Genomic DNA, 18,301 nt, shown 5'->3' with positions numbered 1-18,301 from the left:
ACTACATCGGTTTCACATAATAGAAAGAACTCTTTCTGTCAAATCCGATTTCGCGATAATTCATAATCTGTTCGGTACTTCCGATAAACAGCATACCACCCTTGGCCAGTGACTGGTAATACTTACGGAATACTTCATCCTTTGCTTCTTCTGTAAAGTAAATCAATACATTTCTGCACACGATCAGATTACAGTCGGTAGGATAAGTATCCTTCAGTAAATTGTGCTGGTGAAAATCCACTCTTGCCTTGATCTCATCTGCGATCTTGTAAGAAGGACCGATCTTCGTGAAGTATTTCTTCTTCAGATCCTCCGGCACACCTTCTATGCTCTTCTCTCCATACAGGCCGGTCTTTGCCTTTGCGATAACCTGTTTGTCCAGATCTGTAGCATAGATACGAATCTGCTGTAACGGAATGTGCCGTGACAGAGCCATTACCAGAGAGTAAGGCTCATCTCCCGTGGAACATGCCGCACTCCAAACCTTCAGGTTCTTGCCGAAGCGTTGAATCAGTTCCGGGATCACGGTCTCTTCCAGATATTTCCACTGTTCAGGATTACGGTAGAATTCTGAAACATTGATAGTAATGTATCCTACAAATTCCTCAAAAAGTACTTTATCCGTCTTCAGTGCCTGTACATACTTGTCATAACCTACGATCTTATGCTTGGCGATCAGAGTATCGATACGCCGTTTCATCTGCTTCTCTTTGTAAGCATTCAGATCGATCGTAGTCAGAGAATAAATCTCCTTTTTAAAATACTCATAATCATATATCATGAATATCTACCACCTAACGGTTGATTATTTCTCAGAGTTCTCAGCCTCTGCAGCGATAACAGCGTCAATATCTACAGATACAACATCTGCATCGGACTCTTCCTCTGCCTCAACGGTTTCTGGAGCTGTCAGAGCTTTAACGCTCAGGGAAATCTTGTGATCAGCCTCATTGAAATCTACAACCTTAGCTGTAACTTCATCGCCAACGCTCAGTACATCGGAAGGTTTCTCAATGTGCTCCTTTGCGATCTGGGATACATGAAGCAGAGCATCTACACCGGGCTCTAATTCTACGAAAGCACCAAAGTCGGTCATTCTTGCAACCTTACCGGTTACAACATTGCCTACAGCATACTTCTCTGCTGCATTCTTCCAGGGGTTAGCATCGTCGAATTTCAGGGACAGTGCAATCTTATTGCCGTTGATCTCTTTGATCAGGACTTTCAGCTTATCGCCAACCTTGAATACCTTCTTGGGATGCTCGACTCTGCCCCAAGACATCTCGGAGATGTGAAGCAGTCCGTCTGCGCCGCCAAGATCGATAAATGCGCCGAAATCAGTTACGTTCTTAACAACACCTTCTACGATATCACCTTCTTTGATCTTCTCAAAGAGTTCCTTCTGCAGCTCAGCCTTCTTGGCTACGATCAGCTGTTTGCGGTCACCAATGTATCTTCTTCTCTTGGGATTGTACTCGCTGATCACGAATTCAATCTCCTGTCCTGCATACTTGGTCAGATCCTTCTCATAAGTATCGGATACCAGGCTTGCGGGGATGAAGATTCTTACTTCGTCCACGATCACACTTAAACCACCGTCCAGTACCTGGGATACGGTTGCCTTAAGTACCTCGTGATTGTTAAATGCTTCTTCAATTCTCTTGTTGCCTCTGTCTGCAGCAAGACGCTTGTAGGTAAGGAGAACCTGACCCTCACCGTCATTTACTTTCAGAACCTTGACTTCCATGGTGTCACCAACCTTGGCAACCGTGGTAAGATCCACGCTGGAGTCGTTGGTGTATTCGTTCTTGGTAAGAATACCGTCAGATTTGTATCCGATGTTCAGAATGATCTCTTCCGGTTTCACATCGATGACTGTACCTTCGACTACCTCTCCTGCATGTATTGTCTTTAATGATTCTTCCAGCATTTGTTCAAAAGTTAATTCTGACATAATTTTGAACCTCCTCAATTAATTTATTTGGGGTGGAAGCCCCCGCGGTAATACCCACTAGTCGAACAGCTTTAGGTAGATCTAAATGCAAGTCATCCAGTGTCTGTATAAAATAGGTGTGCACACATTCCCTTTGGCAGATTTCGTAAAGCTTTCTGCTATTAGAACTGTGCTTCCCTCCTATTACAATCATAACGTCAGCTTCCGCTGCAATGGCCTTTGCCGATCGCTGTCGCTCTTCTGTAGCATTACAGATAGTGTTCACAACACTATCATTGTAACCTTTTTTTTCAAAAATTTCAACTATATATTGAAATTTATTGTAGTTATATGTCGTCTGAGACACAATACAGAGCTTTTCACCTTCTGTTTTCACAAAATTTTCTGCCTGTTCGGGAGTTTCCAGAACGGTTACCGGGCCCTGACACCAGCCGACGATACCCTCTACTTCCGGATGTTTCGGGTCCCCCACGACGATCACATGGTACCCTTCTGTGCTCTTTTGTTCCACGATACGATGGATCTTTTTCACAAAGGGGCAGGTGGCATCAATGCACTCCAGACCATTCGCTTCCATGATATCATAGATTTCTTTTGCCACTCCATGGGCACGGATGATCACAGTGGGAATGGTCTCCCCGGCTTTCAGGTTTTTTAGTTCTTCTTTGCTTTCCAGAACTCTTACTCCTTTTTCCGCCAGTTCCCGGACCACTTCCTCATTATGCACGATGGGGCCATAGGTATAGATAGTCTTCCCGTTTTTTAATTGTTCATACACAGTATCTACGGCGCGCTTTACGCCGAAGCAAAAGCCTGCGCAGTCTGCCAGTCTTACTTCCATATCAGATCTCCTGTTTAACCGATCAGTTCCACGATCCGGTCGATGACCTGCTCGATCGTCATATCGGAGGTATCCACCAGTACCGCATCCTCAGCCTGTTTTAACGGAGAGGTCTCTCTGTGCATATCTCTATAGTCTCTGTCTTCGATATCCTGACGGATCTTCTCCAGATCACAGGTCTCTCCCTTGGCGGTCAGTTCATCATATCTTCTTCTGGCTCTCACCATACTGCTGGCGGTCAGATAGATCTTCACCTGAGCATTCGGAAGAACCACTGTACCGATGTCACGGCCGTCCATGATCACGTCGCTTTTAGCTGCAAGTGCCTGCTGAAGTTCTACCAGTTTGGTGCGTACTGCGGGTTGTGCACTGGTATTGGATGCCATATTGCCGACTTCTTCGGTACGCAGATAAGCATTGACGTTCTCTCCGTTTAATAAAACGACCTGCTCACCGTCCACATACTGAATGGTGATATCCGCCTCCTTGCATTTATCGGCGATGACCGCTGCATCCGTGGGTTCCACGCCCTCTCTTAACATAAACAGTGCCATGGCACGATACATTGCTCCGGTGTCCACATAGATAAATCCTTTTTTCTTTGCCACAGCTCTTGCAATGGTACTTTTTCCGGCACCTGCCGGGCCGTCGATTGCTACGTTAAAACTCATAGTCTAGTCCTCTTTTCTTTATTTCTATTAATTATAATTGATTTCTATTAATTATTATTTTTTCACAAATCTTCCGGTTTTCATTCGTAAAATCTCTCTCCGGACTTTTTTGTGCGCGAATTTATTGTATGCTGTCGCCCGCCAGATGTCCCGTAGACCAGGCGATCTGCAAATTAAAGCCCCCGGTCATGGCATCCAGATCCAATACTTCCCCTGCAAAATACAGATGCCGTACACGTTTGGATTCCATGGTGGAAGGATTGATATCCTTTACCGAGATTCCCCCCTGAGTGATGATTGCTTCCGCAAAAGATCTCGTCCCCGTCACCGTCATGGGTAGTTCCTTGATCAATGAGCCGAAAGCTTTTCTCTCTTCCCGGCTGATCTCGTTCACTTTCTTCTCCGGGGAAATGTCGGACAACTCTATCATAACAGGAATCAGCTTTGCAGGGAACAGGTGGTCCAGCGCATTTTTAAATTGTTTGTTCTTTGCTTCCTCAAAATCCCGAAGCAAACGTTTGTCCAGCTGTTCCGGTGTCAACGCCGGTTTCAGATCCAGGAAAAGTTTTACCTCATCGCCGCCTTTACGTTTCGAAAGATTTTTCGAATAAAAGCTGCTGGCTGACAGGATCAGGGGGCCGCTGACGCCAAAATGGGTAAACAGCATCTCGCCGAACCCTTCATACCAGGTCTTTTTCCCACACTGCATCCGGATCTCCACATTTTTTAAGGAAAGGCCCATCAGTTCCCTGCACCAGTTTTCCCGGATCTCCAAAGGCACCAATGCCGGTTTCCTCTCCGTCACCTTATGCCCTGTCTCTTCCGCGAAACGATACCCGTCCCCCGTGGATCCGGTGCTGGCATAGGAACAGCCTCCAGTACAGACAATGCAGTCATCCGCCGCGATTTTCTTATGGTCTGCACATTCCACGCCACAGAAAACAGGATTGCCATCCGTTTCCTTCGTTAGGATCTTTTTCACCTCGGTATGCAGATGAACATCCACCTGATATTTGCGAAGTTCTCTCTGGAGGGCGGCGATCACGTCCGAAGAATGATCGGATACCGGAAATACCCGGTCTCCCCGCTCCGTTTTCAGCGGGCAGCCTGCCTGCTCCAGCAGATCGCATACCTGTGTATTGTCAAAGCCGTAAAAAGCACTGTACAGAAACTTTTCATTGGTACAAATATTCTGAAATAGGACATCCATGTCCGCCGCGTTTGTCACATTGCAACGGCCTTTTCCAGTGATGAACAGTTTTTTCCCCAGCTTTTCGTTCTTTTCCAGAAGTATTACCTTATGCCCTTTTTGCGCTGCCGCAATGGCAGCCATCATGCCGGCAGCACCGCCACCGATCACAATCACCTTACTCATTTCTATCCTCTTTTGCCGATCTGTCCGTCCATCATTTTTCCTTGCACCGCAGGGAATAGTCCAGCATCGGTTCATCATCTATAAAGTCGATCTCATCATTCAGATATACCTGATAATTATTCCAGGTCTCTTCCAGTGTCTCCAGATTTTTACGCACCTGCTCCGGACATTTCAGGCACAATGCCACTACCAGCGCATTGATCACGCTTAAAGGTGCCACCAGAGAATCCACCACCGACACCATGTCGCTTCTGGCCAACAGATTGCAGGAAGAATACAGATTCATGGGGGAATGGATGCTGTCGGTAATGGCGATCACCTTGGCATTCCGGTCATTGGCAAACTCCATGGCCTTTAACGTCCGCATGGAGTATCTGGGAAAACTGATACCGATGAAGCAGTCCTTCGGGCCAATATGGATCATCTGTTCAAAAGTCTCACTGACACTGGTGGTATTCAGCAAAAAGACTTTGCCACGGATCATATTCAGGTAAAAATGCAGAAACGCTGCCAGCGGCTCATTGCTGCGAAGTCCCATGATATAAATGGTCTCTGCCTCCAGAATCGTGGCAACGGCGGATTCAAAGGCCGCCGGATCCAGATTGTCTATGGTATCCTGGATCTTTTCGATATCTGCGCTGAGTACGGAGGTCAGGATCTCCGACTGGGAGCTTCTGCCGTATTTGGCATCCATTTTCTGAATGCCGTTGAGCTTTCCCTGCACGCAGCTTTCCAGTGCCTTCTGGAATTTCGGATAACCGTCATAACCGATTCCCGCTGCAAAACGCACTACGGTAGATTCACTGATTCCCAATGTCTCACCCAGCTTTGCTGCGGTCATAAATACTGCCTGATCGTAATGTTCCGATATGTAATCCGCAATGGCTTTGTGGCCTTTGCTCATTTTTGCATAATGTTCGTTGATTCGGGTAAAAACATCATATTCTGCCACGGTTCTTAACCTCGCGTTGTCTCATTGTAAAAAGCGTAATAGGAATGCTCTAATAGCTGCATTGTCTGTAAGTCTGTCAGATCATAATCTCCGGTCAGAGACATGCAGGCAGCTCCATGAATGAAAATCCACATTTTCATGAACAGATCACCGGGATCCGGGCAGCCCGCCACTCTGGCCAGGTTGATCTCGTAGACCACGTTTCCGGCATCACCATTCAGGATCTCATACATACTCTTTTTCTTATGTTTGCCATCCTGGTTATCCGATACAAACAGAAGCTCGAACAGGTGTCTCTCTTCTCTAGCAAAAGCTATGTAAGCCATGCCCAGATTGGCGAAAGGTGTCTTGCCGGTACGGGGATACAAGCTGTAATAATCCAGAAAATAAGCTGCAGCTCTCTCATAGACCGCATCCCACAGTTCTTCCATATTCTTATATACTCTGAAAATAGGCTGTGTAGAGCACCCTGCTTTCGCCGCTACCCTTCTGGCTGTCACATTGGCAAATCCCTCTTCCCTTGTCATGGCAAATGCCGTATCCAGGATTTTATCAATTGTGATCATCTCTTTACGAGCCATAATCCCTCTCATTCCGCTGTATTTACAGCAAACAATGTGTTCTTCTATAACACTTGTTATTTTAGTGGGTGAAGAGGTGATTTGTCAATATGTAAATAAACTCATTCGCATATCGGGCTGACTGGGGGCTGACCAAGGGCATGTCTAAATAACGGCTTCTACGCGCTTCGAACTCTCGAAGCCGCAACCACATTCGCAATCCGGGCTATTGCCCCGGTTCGACCGGGGACATGTCTAAATAACGGCTTCTCCGCGCTTCGCGCTCTCGAAGCCGCAACCACATTCGCAATCCGGGCTATCGCCCCGGTTCGACCGGGGACATGTCTAAATAACGGCTTCTCCGCGCCTCGCGCTCTCGAAGCCGCAACCACATTCGCAATCCGGGCTATCGCCCTACTTGCTCATGTGGTTTTGTTCGTCTAATAAAAAAGCCGCACTGACTGCGAGCAGTCGTGCGACCTTTTTATTGACGAATTATTTAGACAGGGTATGCACCGTTCTTGGTGTCAGCCTGGGTCATATCAACCTTTTCCTGCTGTGCCTGACGATACTTGAAGAAGTCGGTAGCAACCTGAGGGAACAGAGCGTAGCTCAGAACGTCCTCATCCTGCTGTTTCCATTCCTTCATTTCGCCTTCCAGCTTATCCATCTCATTGTCGAGCAGATCAGCGTAACGGCAGGTAATTCTCTCCTCACCGGGGATAACCTTGTCGATAACTTCCTGGCTCATGGGCTTAACGGTCTGACCGTACTCACCACGAAGAACTGCCTTGGTCTCCTTGGTAGCCATCTTGTAACGCTCACCAAGCAGTACGTTGAAGACTGCCTGAGTACCAACGATCTGAGAAGAAGGGGTAACCAGAGGGGGCTCACCCAGATCCTTACGAACCTTGGGGATCTCCTTCAGCACATCGTAGTATCTGTCTTCTGCATTCTGCTCCTTCAGCTGGCTAACCATGTTGGAAAGCATACCGCCGGGTACCTGATACAGCAGAGTCTTGATATCAACACCCATAACCTTGGGATTCAGCAGGCCGTTAGCCAGGCACTCATCTCTGTAAGGTCTGAAGTAGTCAGCGATCTCAGCTAACAGGTTCTGATCCAGACCGGTATCGTAAGGGGTTCCCTTGAAGGTCTCAACCATAACCTCGGTAGCAGGCTGTGAAGTACCCATAGCGAAGGGGCTCATAGCGGTATCGATCACATCAACACCGGCCTCTACTGCCTTCAGGTAGGTCATGCTTGCAACACCGGAAGTATAGTGAGTATGCAACTGGATGGGAAGCTTGGTAACTTCCTTCATCGCCTTGATCAGTTCAGCAGCCTTGTAAGGTACTAACAGACCGGCCATATCCTTGATACAGATGGAATCTGCACCCATCTCTTCGATCTTCTTGGCCATGCTGGTCCAGTACTCCAGAGTGTAAGCATCACCCAGAGTGTAAGCCAGAGCAACCTGTGCTTCACCTCTGCCTTCCTGTGCCTTGAACTTGTTGGTAGCATTTACCGCTTCCTGTAAGTTGCGCAGGTCGTTCAGACAGTCGAAAATACGAATGATATCAATACCGTTGGAGATGGACTTCTGTACGAAGTAATCTACCACGTCATCTGCATAAGGTCTGTAACCCAGAATATTCTGTCCACGGAACAGCATCTGTAACTTGGTGTTTTTGAAGCCGTCACGCAGCTTTCTCAGTCTGTCCCAGGGATCTTCCTTCAGGAAACGAAGGGATGCATCAAAGGTAGCACCTCCCCAGCACTCTACGGAATGATAACCAACTTTATCCATCTTGTCAACGATGGGAAGCATGAATTCGGTCGGCATTCTGGTAGCGATCAGAGACTGATGTGCATCACGTAAAACAGTTTCCGTAATCTTAATCGGTTTCTTTTCAATTTCTGACATTACGAATATCCTCCATAATAATATTTTCTATAGTTAGTATGACGCGATGCCATTCATAAGTCCTTCGGACTTATTTCATCGTGCATCGCTTTAAAATACACCGAAGATAGCCATGAATGTACCGGCTGCTACGGCAGTACCGATAACGCCTGCTACGTTAGGACCCATAGCATGCATGAGCAGGAAGTTGGTAGGATCGGATTCTGCACCAACCTTCTGGGATACACGTGCTGCCATAGGAACTGCGGATACACCTGCGGAACCGATCAAAGGATTGATCTTGCCACCGGAAAATACACACATCAGTTTACCAAACAGAACACCTGCGGCGGTACCGAACATGAATGCGATCAGACCCAGAGCTACGATCTTCAAGGTATCTGCATTCAGGAATGCTTCTGCGCTGGTGGTAGCACCTACGGAAGTACCCAGCAGAATAACTACGATGTACATCAGAGCATTGGATGCTGTCTCAGTCAGCTGACGAACAACACCGGACTCACGGAACAGGTTACCCAGCATCAGCATACCTACCAGAGGAGCTGTGGTGGGAAGGATCAGACATACAACGATGGTAACAACGATGGGGAACAGGATCTTCTCCAGCTTGGATACGGGACGAAGCTGACCCATCTTGATCTTTCTCTCTTTCTCAGTAGTGAGAAGCTTCATAATAGGGGGCTGGATAATGGGAACCAGTGACATATAGGAATATGCTGCCACTGCGATAGGTCCCAGGATCGCCGTCTGTCCCAGCTTACCAGCAAGGAAGATGGAGGTAGGGCCGTCAGCACCACCGATGATGGAGATTGCTGCAGCTGCCTTGTCGTTGAATCCCAGCCAGATTGCTCCGAAGTATGCTGCGAAGATACCAAACTGCGCAGCAGCTCCCAGAAGGAAGCTCTTGGGGTTCGCAATCAGAGGACCAAAGTCTGTCATGGCACCTACACCCATGAAGATCAGGGAAGGCAGGATTGCCAGTTCATCCAGCTTGTAGAAATAATACAGTAAGCCGCCGGCACCGTTTGCTGCATTTTCAGGGTGCAGCATGATATCGGGATAAATGTTTACCAACAGCATACCGAACGCTATCGGGAGTAAGAGCAAAGGCTCGAACTCATGACGGATAGCTAAATAAAGGAAAAAGCATGCAACCAGAATCATGACATAGTTTCCCCAGGTCAGGTTAAAAAACGCTGTCTGATGAATCAGGTTGTTAAGCGTACTAGCTATATATTCCATTTGATGACCTCCTGTTGTTTATAGAGCTGATGTAAAATGCCTAGTTCAGAGTTGCCAGAACTGCACCAGCCTCAACAGTATCACCAACTGCAACGTCAATGCTTGCTACAGTGCCGTCTTCGGGAGCTACTACAGGGATCTCCATCTTCATAGCTTCCAGAATGATGACAGCATCACCCTTCTTAACAGCCTGTCCAACACTTGCCTCTAACTTGAAGATTTTACCAGCTGCACCGGCCTCAACCTTGATGCTGCCTGCTGCGCCGCTTGCCTTGGGAGCTGCTGCGGGAGCCTTGGGTGCTGCCTTGGGAGCTGCGGGAGCCTTTGCTGCTACGGGTGCTCCGGTAGATGCGCCCTCTTCTACTACTACATCATATACGTTGCCATTTACGGTAATGGTATAATTTTTCATTTTAATATCCTCCTAACGTTTTTACGATTATCTTACTTTGCGGATAGAACGAACTACAAATCCGTCAGTGCTTGCCGCACCTTCGCTTGCTGCGATCGCAGCTGCAATAACAGCGACCAGCTCAGTGTCATCTGCCTCGGGCTCTTCCTGTGCAACGATCTGAGTTACAGCCTTATCAATACCTGCGTTCTTTGCTTCTTCCTCCTTATCCTTCTTGCTGAATGCAGCCTGGATCTTCGGAATGAAGTTGAACAGGGAAATGATCAGTGAGATCATGATCAGCATTACGAATACAGTTCCCATACCGATCAGAGTGTTCAGTGCAGCTTTGGTCATCAGGCCACCCATGGACTCCACGGGGTTCAGCGCTGCAGACTCCATGCTCAGGAACATATCGTTGGTGAAGATCACTTCTGCCTGTGCATTCTGTTTGGCACCGGTCACATCTACATGTACAATGATCTGATCATCATCGATGGCAGCTTCTGCATCACCGACTGCGGTAATGCCGCCAATGGACTTTTTAGCGGAGTTGAAGGACTCGATAGCAGTTTTGTATGCATAACCATCAACGGTGATACCTACATTTTCCTGTACCATATATGCCACTTCATCAGCGGTATACTCAGAGAAGCTCTCCAGTGCAGCTTCGTCTTCAAAATTCTCCAGAGAAGGAATCACATACTGGGTAGCTATCTGGATTGCAGTGTCCATCTTGCGCTGCTCATAATCCGTATAGGTCTCCTCACTGCCGCACGCGGTCAAACCAAAGATGCAGGTAATCATACATACTAAGCTTAAAAATTTCTTCATTTTACAATCACCCTTTCTTATACAGTTCCGTGTTTCTTGGCAGGACGGTCTTCACTCTTGGTGAATAGCATCTCGAATGCGCCGATCACATATTTTCTGGTATCAGCAGCATTTACGATCTGGTCCACATATCCTCTCTTGGCTGCGCTGGTTACATTCAGAGTAAGTGCTTCGTACTCAGCAGCCTTTTCATTAATCACATCAGCACCCTGGCCATCATACATGATCTTGGCAGCCAGTTTGCCGTCCATAGCACCAATCTGTGCATCCGGCCATGCCATGGTGATATCTGCACCGATTGCCTTGGAGTTCATTACCACATAAGCGGTTCCCAGAGCCTTGCCGATCACAACGTTCACCTTGGGAACGGTAGCGTTGGCAAATGCGTAGGTCAGCTTTGCAGCAGCCTTTGCGATAGCCTTCTCGGAAGCCAGAGTTGCTTCGTAACCCTTTACATTGGTCAGGGTCAGTACAGGAATGCCGAAAGCATCACAGAAATTTACGAACTCAGCAGCCTTCTCACAGCCCTCTGCAGTCAGAACTGCATCCAGCTTCTCTGCTACCTTGCCTTCTTCGTCGCAGATCTCGGAACGGTTAGCTACCGCACCAACGGTAACGCCATCCAGACGTAAGAAACCGGTTACCATGTTCTTAGCATATCCGGCCTTCACCTCGAAGAAGTTGTTGTCATCTGCCAGAATAGACAGAGCAACGGATGTGTCGCCGACGCAACCTGCGATCTCAGGATTTACACGGTTCAGATCATCAGTGCAATCCTCTAAGAAGCTTGCATCATCCTCGTTGTTGGCAGGCAGGAAGCTTACCAGCTCTCTTACCTTCTCCAGAATGGTTGCTTCGTCAGCTACTACGTCAACAATACCGCTCTCTTCTGCCTGGAATTTAGCGGAAGAAGAATCACACTTGGTGATCACATTACCGTCCAGAGCGTTAGGAGCATTTACGAACAGCTTGGCATTCTTCTCTTCCATGAAAGTGAAATCGGTCATGGTAGGGAACAGTCCTAAGCCACCGCCACAGGTTCCGAATACAGCAGTGATCTGAGGGATCACGCCGGAAGCCATGGTCTGCTTTAAATAGATCTCACCAAATGCAGCCAGTGCATCGGTTGCTTCCTGCAGTCTTAAACCTGCAGATTCGATCAGTCCGATCACAGGTGCTCCGGTCTTCATAGCCAGATCGTAGAGATTGGTGATCTTCTTTGCATGCATCTCGCCGATGGTTCCGTTCAGTACGGAAGCGTCCTGGCTATATACATATACAAGATTACCATTGATCACTCCGTAGCCGGTAATACAACCGTCAGAAGGAGTTTCATTGGGTTTCAGATTGAAATCCGTAGCTCTTGCGGTTACAAGTCCGCCGATTTCAACGAAACTGTTGTCATCGAGTAAAGCTGCTATTCTTTGACTCGCTTTTGAAGTAGTACTCATATGTTTTCAGCCCTCCGTTGATAATATAATAAAATATAATAGAAAACGTTTATTAATATAGAAGCACAAATGCCCCCATGATTAACAGTTTGTAGTATAACATAAAATCTGCAACTCGCAAAGAACGAATTGCAGATTTTTACATTTTTTATATATTGTACCTCATTTTGAACAATTTCCCCGTCATTTTTTCCATTCCATTTTTCTGCAATCCCTACGGGAATGCTACAAGAAAACGTTTCAGGATCTGTCTGCCGCACCAGGAAAGATTCACGGCCTCCACTGTCCAAGCAGCATACAGCCGCTCCCTGCGCCAGATTTCGCCATCCACCAGATAACAGATTTCTCCCACCGTCGTTCCTTCCTTTACCGGTGCCTTCAGTTCTTTCTCTTTCCGGTAGAGAATCTCCACTTTCTCGTCTGCGCGCATAAGCAGGCCTTCCGCTCCTTCCGCCTCCGGATCCAGTTCCACCGCCAGCTGCACTTCTCCTGTCAATTCCTCATCCTGTGCCTCCGTCACCGGGATCGGCATAAGGTACTGTTCCCGTCCGGAAAATTCTTCCTCTCCGAACTTCCGGTAAACAAAATTTTCCAGTCCATATCCAAACAACTCTCTGCTGTCACTCCATTTATAGGTCTTATGATTCGGCCACCCACAGGCCAGAAGTGCCACAATCATACATTTTCCATCCCGTTCCAGTGCTCCCACATAGCAGTACCCCGCCTTGTTCGTAAATCCGGTCTTGCCGGTAAAAGCTCCGTCCATCATCTGCAAAAAGGCATTGTGGTTGTGGCACTGAAAGGAGCGTCCGTTTTCCGTGAAACAATACTCCTGTGTCCGGGTGATCTCCCGGAACAGATCTCTCTGGGAAGACTCTCTGATACAGTACCGTAAAATACAGGCCAGATCCTTTGCTGTGGTATGGTGCTCCTTTTCCAGAATACTCCCGTCAGGTAATGTCAATGTCTCTGTGGCATCCAACCCGTTGGGAGTGATAAACCAGGTATCCTCGCAGCCGATCTCCACCGCCTTTTCATTCATCGCCTGTGCAAATCTATGTAATGCTGCCTTACTCTCTTCTGTAGTATGCTCCGAAGCCTCTTTCGTCTCACCCAGAAGCTTTCCGCCGATATCTTCCGCCAGTGCCGCAGCAGCATCATTATGGCTTTCCAGCATCAGGGAAAACAGCAGTTCTCTTACCGTATAATGCTCCCCCTTTTTCACATAGAGCTTTACCTTGGGCATAGTGGCTGCATAGGCGGAAATACTGACCTCTTCCTCCACCTTTGCATTTTCCAGCACCAGAATGCAGGTCATGATCTTGGTGGTGCTGGCCATTGCCATGGGAGTCTCTTCATTTTTTCCATATAGTACCCGCCCGGAGTCGGCATCCAGAAGCACCGCAGCCTGTGCATACAGGTGTAAATCCTCCTGCAGCTGCCCGGCTTCCTTTTCCGCTGTTTCATTAAAAAGGTGCGTAGCCTGTTCCCGGATTCCCTCGCTGACATACCCCTGCCGACAGAATCCGCCTATACTTTCCAGACACAGAATTCCGGCGAAAAGGGCACAAAAAAAGCCTCGCATAATCATCACTCCCAAAAGAGTCCCTTATTACTATGATTATTATGAGGCTGATTCTTTGTCCTATTCTATTATATGTTTAATGTGAGCTGTACTTCCTGCTCCGCCTGCTGTTTGAATTCCTCCACCTGCACCGGGTTCAGTTCCGGCAGTTCCTCCAGGCTCTTCACACCAAAGCAGCGAAGGAACTGTTCCGTTGTGCCGAACAGCAGAGGTCTTCCGGGAGCATCCAGCCGCCCTAACTCCGTGATCAGATCGTATTCCAACAGCTTATTGATGGCATGATCGCAGCTGACCCCTCTGACTCTCTCGATCTCCAGTCTTGTTACCGGCTGCTTATAGGCAATGATGGACAGGGTCTCCAGAACCGTATCCGTCAATGTCATCTTTCGGGGAGTCTTGGCGATCTTGATCAGGTATTCATACATATCCGACTTGGTACACAGCTGTACCGAATTGTCAAACTGTGTCAGTCCGATGCCACGGTTCTCTTCCTCATACCTCGCCGCCATATCTTTTAAAATGGATTTTGTGGTCTTCACATCCTCTTCGATCACTTCCGCAAGTCTGCTGATCTCCACGGAATCCCCCATGGTAAAAAGGATGGCTTCTATTACTGCTTCTGCTTTACTGCGTTCCATGTTCCGACCTCACTGTATCTTAAACGTTAGATGTAATCATAATATCATCGAATATATTTTCCTGACTGATGTTGATCTTGCCGGTCTTCATCAGCTCCAGAATGATCAGGAAAGTAACGATGACCTCCATTTTGCTGTTCTGCTTCTCCAGAAGCTTTCGGAAACTGAAGGTCTTATGTTCTCTGGCATAAGCTTCCACATACAGCATCTTGATGTCCATATCCACCTCGTCCTTTTCGATATTGCCATACTGGCTGCGGACAGGGTCGATCTTGTCCTCCTGTTTCTTCACAATAGATTTGAATATTTCATGAAGCTTGTTCAAGTTCATATCGCCGATCAGCTCTTCGTAATCGATGGGCTGTCTGTAGGCTTCCACTTCCTTCGGAAGTCTCTGTTCTCTGTACATATTTCTGGCAGCATCCACCTGCCGGTCTCTGAGTTCGAAGGACATATATTTGTACATCTTGTATTCCAACAGCTTCTGTACCAGCTCCGCTCTGGGATCCTCTTCCTCGCCGTCCTCGTTCACTTCCTTGGGCAGCAGCATTTTGCACTTGATATCGATCAGTGTTGCCGCCATTACCAGGAATTCACTCATGACGTTCATATCTTCCCGTTGCATCTGCCTGATGTAATCCAGATACTGGGCCGTGATCTCCACAATAGGAATATCATAGATGTCTATTTTGTTTTTCTCGATCAAATGAAGCAACAGATCCAGAGGACCTTCAAATGCTTCCAGTTTTACAGATATTGCCATGTAATAAAACTCCTATTTCCCCTCATCACTCCCACCGGCCTCTTCTCCCCCCGGCAGCAGATCCACTTCCAGGACCTCTCCAGGATTGAACAGCCGGATTGGAATCGTATGCATTCCCAGTCCTCTGCTGAGCAGCATTCTGGTTTTCCCCAGTGTGAACTCTCCGCCATCATATTTTGGAAAAAGTCTCACATTGGGAGACACCACGCCTTTTCCCCAGATGGGGACTCTCACCATACCGCCGTGGACATGGCCGGCCAGCACCAGATCTGCTCCCCAGTCCGCGTATTTCGGAAAATAATCCGGATTGTGGGCGATCAGGATCGTATACTTTTCTGCGGAAGGTTGTCCCAACAGACTTTTCAGATACTCCGGATCCATGGGTTGGATCCCGAAGCGCTTGTAATACAGCTTGTCGATCTCCGATCCGTAAATGCAGATCCCGGATTCTTCCAGAACGGTATGTTCATTCACCAGCCTCCGGATTCCGATCTTCTGCAGGGCCTCCTCGTACCGCTCCGCCATATCTCCGTAGTTCTCCGGGTACAGTTTCAAACGGTGTTCATGATTGCCGTTGCCATAGTAGATCGGATATTTCCCGGCAAGCTTCGTAAGCAGGTCCACCGCCGTCTCCAGACTTGCCTTCGGCTTTGCCGTCAGAATATCTCCGGCGATCAGGATCATGTCCGGCCTTATCTCATCAATGGCCTGCAGCAGGCGCTCATTTTCTTTTCCGTATCTCTTATTGTGCAGATCCGCCAGAACCACTGCCTTAACAGGCTTTTTGATTCTCTGATCCCGCAGGAAATAATGCCGTACCACAAAACGATTGCTGTCGTACAGCATTATCCATACAAGAACCACCAGGATCACTGCGATCACGGTAATCACCACATCCAAATTCTTTGCCCCCATGGTCTATTTCCAGTTAATTGCCAATATGTTCTATAGTATAACATATTTTTCGGGCTTACAAAAGATAAAATTCCATTATTTTAAAGAGGTAGTCCTTGTATACCGCTTTCGCCACATCATTTTCATACAGGATCGGAACGCTTCCGATCTCCACTCCGTTCAACAGATAGACCGCTCTGCCTGCCTCTGCCCCCTTTGCGACAGGTGCCTGTGCCTCCTCCGGTAACTCTATGGTTTTCTTCACTCCGTCCAGCGAATTGCCTTCCGTATCCAGATACCGGAATTCGCTCTGGTATCTGACAGGTACAGTATCTTCCACGCCACCTTCTATCCGAAGGTCCTCCAATGCATCCGTATTCTCATCCAGATACAGGTCACTGACATTGAAACCGTAGCTTAACAGTGTCTGAGCATCCTTAAAACGTGCCTTGTAGTCCGGGGCTCCCATGACCACGGCAATCAGGTCAATACCATCCTTCGTGGCAGTGGCTGACAGGCAGAATTTAGCCTTGGAGGTGGATCCGGTCTTCAGTCCCGTAGCCCACTGGTACTGTTTCAACAGCTTGTTGGTACTGTTCAGGGTAAATGTAGAGCTGCCCTGTCTGGTCTCATGGGTGATGTCTTCCATCCAGATACCGGTATACTCAAAGACCTGGGGATATTTCACCGTAAGCTCTCTGGACATAATGGCCACATCCATGGCTGTCGTATAGTGTCCGTCGGAATCCGTCAGTCCGCAACAATCCTCGAAATGTGTATCCACCATTCCCAGTTCTGCCGCCTTTTGATTCATCTGATCCACGAAAGCCTCTTCACTCCCCGCTATGTATTCTGCCACCGCCACACTGGCATCGTTGCCAGAAGCTACAGCAATACATTTGATCATGGTCTCCAAGGTCTGTACCTCGTTCTCTGCCAGGAATACCTGGGAGCCTCCCATGGAACTGGCGTAAGCACTGACGGTCACCGGATCCTCCAGTTTTATCTTCCCCTGATCCAATGCCTCGAATGTCAATAGCAATGTCATGATCTTGGTAATACTGGCGGGACTTCTGCGCTCTCTGGCATTCTGTTCAAAGATCACTTTCCCGGTAGAGCTCTCCAGAAGCACGGCACTGGGAGCTTCGATTGCCGCCGGCTCCGCAGATACACTGATCCCGTCCCACCAGAATACCTGTATGCTGACCGTAAAAAGTAAGATCCATGTGAAAATCCTTTTCCTGTTTTTTTGCATAAAAAAGCCACACTCCCTTATCCTTTCTTCTAAAAGATATGGTCGTATGGCCTTGTATATACCTGTAATCCAACCGTCCGGAACACTACAGTCTGGTGATCAGTGCCTGACAGCGTTCCTTCAGGGCTTCCCCCTTGCCACGCACATCGATGTGAAATACTTTGATCAGCTGGACCACATAATCCACAGCTACAATCGCCAGAATTACCTGAATCAAACGGATGCCCACCTGGATCTGTACTCTGTCAATAATGTGATACATGGCATCGTGAACGAACTGTACGATTCCTATTGCATAAAAGCCCCAGGCAACAGTACTTTCCAGGCAGATGATACCACGGTAATTGAAGGGCTTGTTATTATAATCCCACCAGAGCTCTCCGAGGAAACGGATCATACCGATTCCCACCAGATATTCAAAAGTGGTGGCCAGAATGGCTCCAAGAAAATACAGCTTTACCAGTTTCCCGCGCAGGGGACTTAAAATCAGATATCCCAGCACTCCGCCGAAACCGTAGATCGGGCAAAAGGGGCCTTTGCCAAAGCCACGGTTGGTCAGCTTGTGATTGCAGAAAGACATATAGGTAGATTCCAATGCCCAGCCAAGAATACTGTACAATACAAACGCTGCTAACAGATGATAGATATCTGTTCCCAGTATTTCATAATTCCACATTTTGTTTCCCTCATAAGTACAAAGTCCCCGGTGATTACGCCGAGGACTGTTGTTTTGCATTAGTTATATTTACGTTTTCTTGCTGCTTCAGACTTCTTCTTACGTTTTACGCTAGGCTTCTCGTAATGCTCTCTCTTACGAATCTCCTGCTGGATACCAGCCTTAGCGCAGCTTCTCTTGAAACGACGTAAAGCGCTATCTAAAGTCTCGTTCTCTTTTACGATTACGTTTGACATCTTACACCCGACCTCCCTTCAGTCCCTTCAAGTAACATGACTGACTGGGTTATTCT

General features: G+C 47.7%; 19 protein-coding genes. All 19 read right to left on the bottom strand.

Annotated features, from left to right (window positions below):
* Nucleotide 1: 1 nt before the first annotated feature.
* A complete protein-coding gene (locus OCV96_RS01585) occupies nucleotides 2-781 on the bottom strand; it encodes a CheR family methyltransferase (RefSeq protein WP_117464965.1) in 780 nt (259 codons plus the stop codon).
* A gap of 24 nt (nucleotides 782-805) precedes the next feature.
* Nucleotides 806-1,954: a 30S ribosomal protein S1 gene (gene rpsA, locus OCV96_RS01580; RefSeq protein WP_262593327.1), complete on the bottom strand. Its 1,149-nt coding sequence runs from the start codon at nucleotides 1,952-1,954 to the stop codon at nucleotides 806-808.
* Nucleotides 1,935-2,795, bottom strand: a complete 861-nt coding sequence (ispH, locus tag OCV96_RS01575; RefSeq protein WP_227733076.1) for a 4-hydroxy-3-methylbut-2-enyl diphosphate reductase — start codon at nucleotides 2,793-2,795, stop codon at nucleotides 1,935-1,937. The genes rpsA and ispH overlap by 20 nt, the downstream gene beginning before the upstream one ends.
* Before the next feature lie 14 nt (nucleotides 2,796-2,809).
* Nucleotides 2,810-3,466, bottom strand: coding sequence for a (d)CMP kinase (gene cmk, locus OCV96_RS01570; RefSeq protein WP_118503347.1), 657 nt, complete (start codon nucleotides 3,464-3,466; stop codon nucleotides 2,810-2,812).
* 121 nt (nucleotides 3,467-3,587) lie between these two features.
* Nucleotides 3,588-4,841 (bottom strand): BaiN/RdsA family NAD(P)/FAD-dependent oxidoreductase, encoded by a 1,254-nt coding sequence (locus OCV96_RS01565; RefSeq protein ID WP_117464961.1) that lies wholly within the window; start codon nucleotides 4,839-4,841, stop codon nucleotides 3,588-3,590.
* 31 nt (nucleotides 4,842-4,872) lie between these two features.
* Nucleotides 4,873-5,793: a MurR/RpiR family transcriptional regulator gene (locus OCV96_RS01560; RefSeq protein ID WP_262593322.1), complete on the bottom strand. Its 921-nt coding sequence runs from the start codon at nucleotides 5,791-5,793 to the stop codon at nucleotides 4,873-4,875.
* 5 nt (nucleotides 5,794-5,798) lie between these two features.
* The gene (locus tag OCV96_RS01555) at nucleotides 5,799-6,374 is read right to left on the bottom strand and encodes a TetR/AcrR family transcriptional regulator (RefSeq protein ID WP_022312392.1); all 576 of its coding nucleotides are present in this window, start codon (nucleotides 6,372-6,374) and stop codon (nucleotides 5,799-5,801) included.
* Nucleotides 6,375-6,852: 478 nt separating this feature from the next.
* Nucleotides 6,853-8,280: an oxaloacetate decarboxylase subunit alpha gene (locus tag OCV96_RS01550; protein ID WP_117464959.1), complete on the bottom strand. Its 1,428-nt coding sequence runs from the start codon at nucleotides 8,278-8,280 to the stop codon at nucleotides 6,853-6,855.
* 90 nt (nucleotides 8,281-8,370) lie between these two features.
* On the bottom strand, nucleotides 8,371-9,522 hold the full coding sequence (locus OCV96_RS01545; RefSeq protein ID WP_117464958.1) for a sodium ion-translocating decarboxylase subunit beta: 1,152 nt from the start codon (nucleotides 9,520-9,522) through the stop codon (nucleotides 8,371-8,373).
* A 40-nt stretch (nucleotides 9,523-9,562) separates the two neighbouring features.
* Nucleotides 9,563-9,934, bottom strand: a complete 372-nt coding sequence (locus tag OCV96_RS01540; protein WP_022312114.1) for a biotin/lipoyl-containing protein — start codon at nucleotides 9,932-9,934, stop codon at nucleotides 9,563-9,565.
* A 27-nt stretch (nucleotides 9,935-9,961) separates the two neighbouring features.
* A complete protein-coding gene (locus OCV96_RS01535) occupies nucleotides 9,962-10,747 on the bottom strand; it encodes an OadG family protein (RefSeq protein WP_118537225.1) in 786 nt (261 codons plus the stop codon).
* Nucleotides 10,748-10,764: 17 nt separating this feature from the next.
* Nucleotides 10,765-12,198, bottom strand: a complete 1,434-nt coding sequence (locus tag OCV96_RS01530; RefSeq protein ID WP_117464956.1) for an acyl-CoA carboxylase subunit beta — start codon at nucleotides 12,196-12,198, stop codon at nucleotides 10,765-10,767.
* Nucleotides 12,199-12,412: 214 nt separating this feature from the next.
* Entirely contained in the window at nucleotides 12,413-13,783 is a 1,371-nt protein-coding gene (locus OCV96_RS01525) for a D-alanyl-D-alanine carboxypeptidase family protein (RefSeq protein ID WP_262593314.1), read from the bottom strand.
* 68 nt (nucleotides 13,784-13,851) lie between these two features.
* Nucleotides 13,852-14,421, bottom strand: coding sequence for an SMC-Scp complex subunit ScpB (gene scpB, locus OCV96_RS01520; protein WP_022313389.1), 570 nt, complete (start codon nucleotides 14,419-14,421; stop codon nucleotides 13,852-13,854).
* 19 nt (nucleotides 14,422-14,440) lie between these two features.
* Entirely contained in the window at nucleotides 14,441-15,184 is a 744-nt protein-coding gene (locus OCV96_RS01515; RefSeq protein ID WP_022313388.1) for a segregation and condensation protein A, read from the bottom strand.
* A 12-nt stretch (nucleotides 15,185-15,196) separates the two neighbouring features.
* Nucleotides 15,197-16,099, bottom strand: coding sequence for a metallophosphoesterase (locus OCV96_RS01510; protein ID WP_022313387.1), 903 nt, complete (start codon nucleotides 16,097-16,099; stop codon nucleotides 15,197-15,199).
* A gap of 55 nt (nucleotides 16,100-16,154) precedes the next feature.
* A complete protein-coding gene (locus OCV96_RS01505; protein ID WP_227733070.1) occupies nucleotides 16,155-17,333 on the bottom strand; it encodes a D-alanyl-D-alanine carboxypeptidase family protein in 1,179 nt (392 codons plus the stop codon).
* An 85-nt stretch (nucleotides 17,334-17,418) separates the two neighbouring features.
* Nucleotides 17,419-18,009, bottom strand: a complete 591-nt coding sequence (locus OCV96_RS01500) for a putative ABC transporter permease (protein ID WP_262593309.1) — start codon at nucleotides 18,007-18,009, stop codon at nucleotides 17,419-17,421.
* A 59-nt stretch (nucleotides 18,010-18,068) separates the two neighbouring features.
* On the bottom strand, nucleotides 18,069-18,245 hold the full coding sequence (rpsU, locus tag OCV96_RS01495; protein WP_016290398.1) for a 30S ribosomal protein S21: 177 nt from the start codon (nucleotides 18,243-18,245) through the stop codon (nucleotides 18,069-18,071).
* Nucleotides 18,246-18,301: the final 56 nt, after the last annotated feature.

Source organism: Waltera acetigignens, from assembly GCF_025567015.1.
Classification (GTDB): domain Bacteria; phylum Bacillota; class Clostridia; order Lachnospirales; family Lachnospiraceae; genus Acetatifactor; species Acetatifactor acetigignens.
Note: the sequence above shows the minus strand (reverse complement) of the source record. Positions and strands in the feature narration are given on the sequence as shown.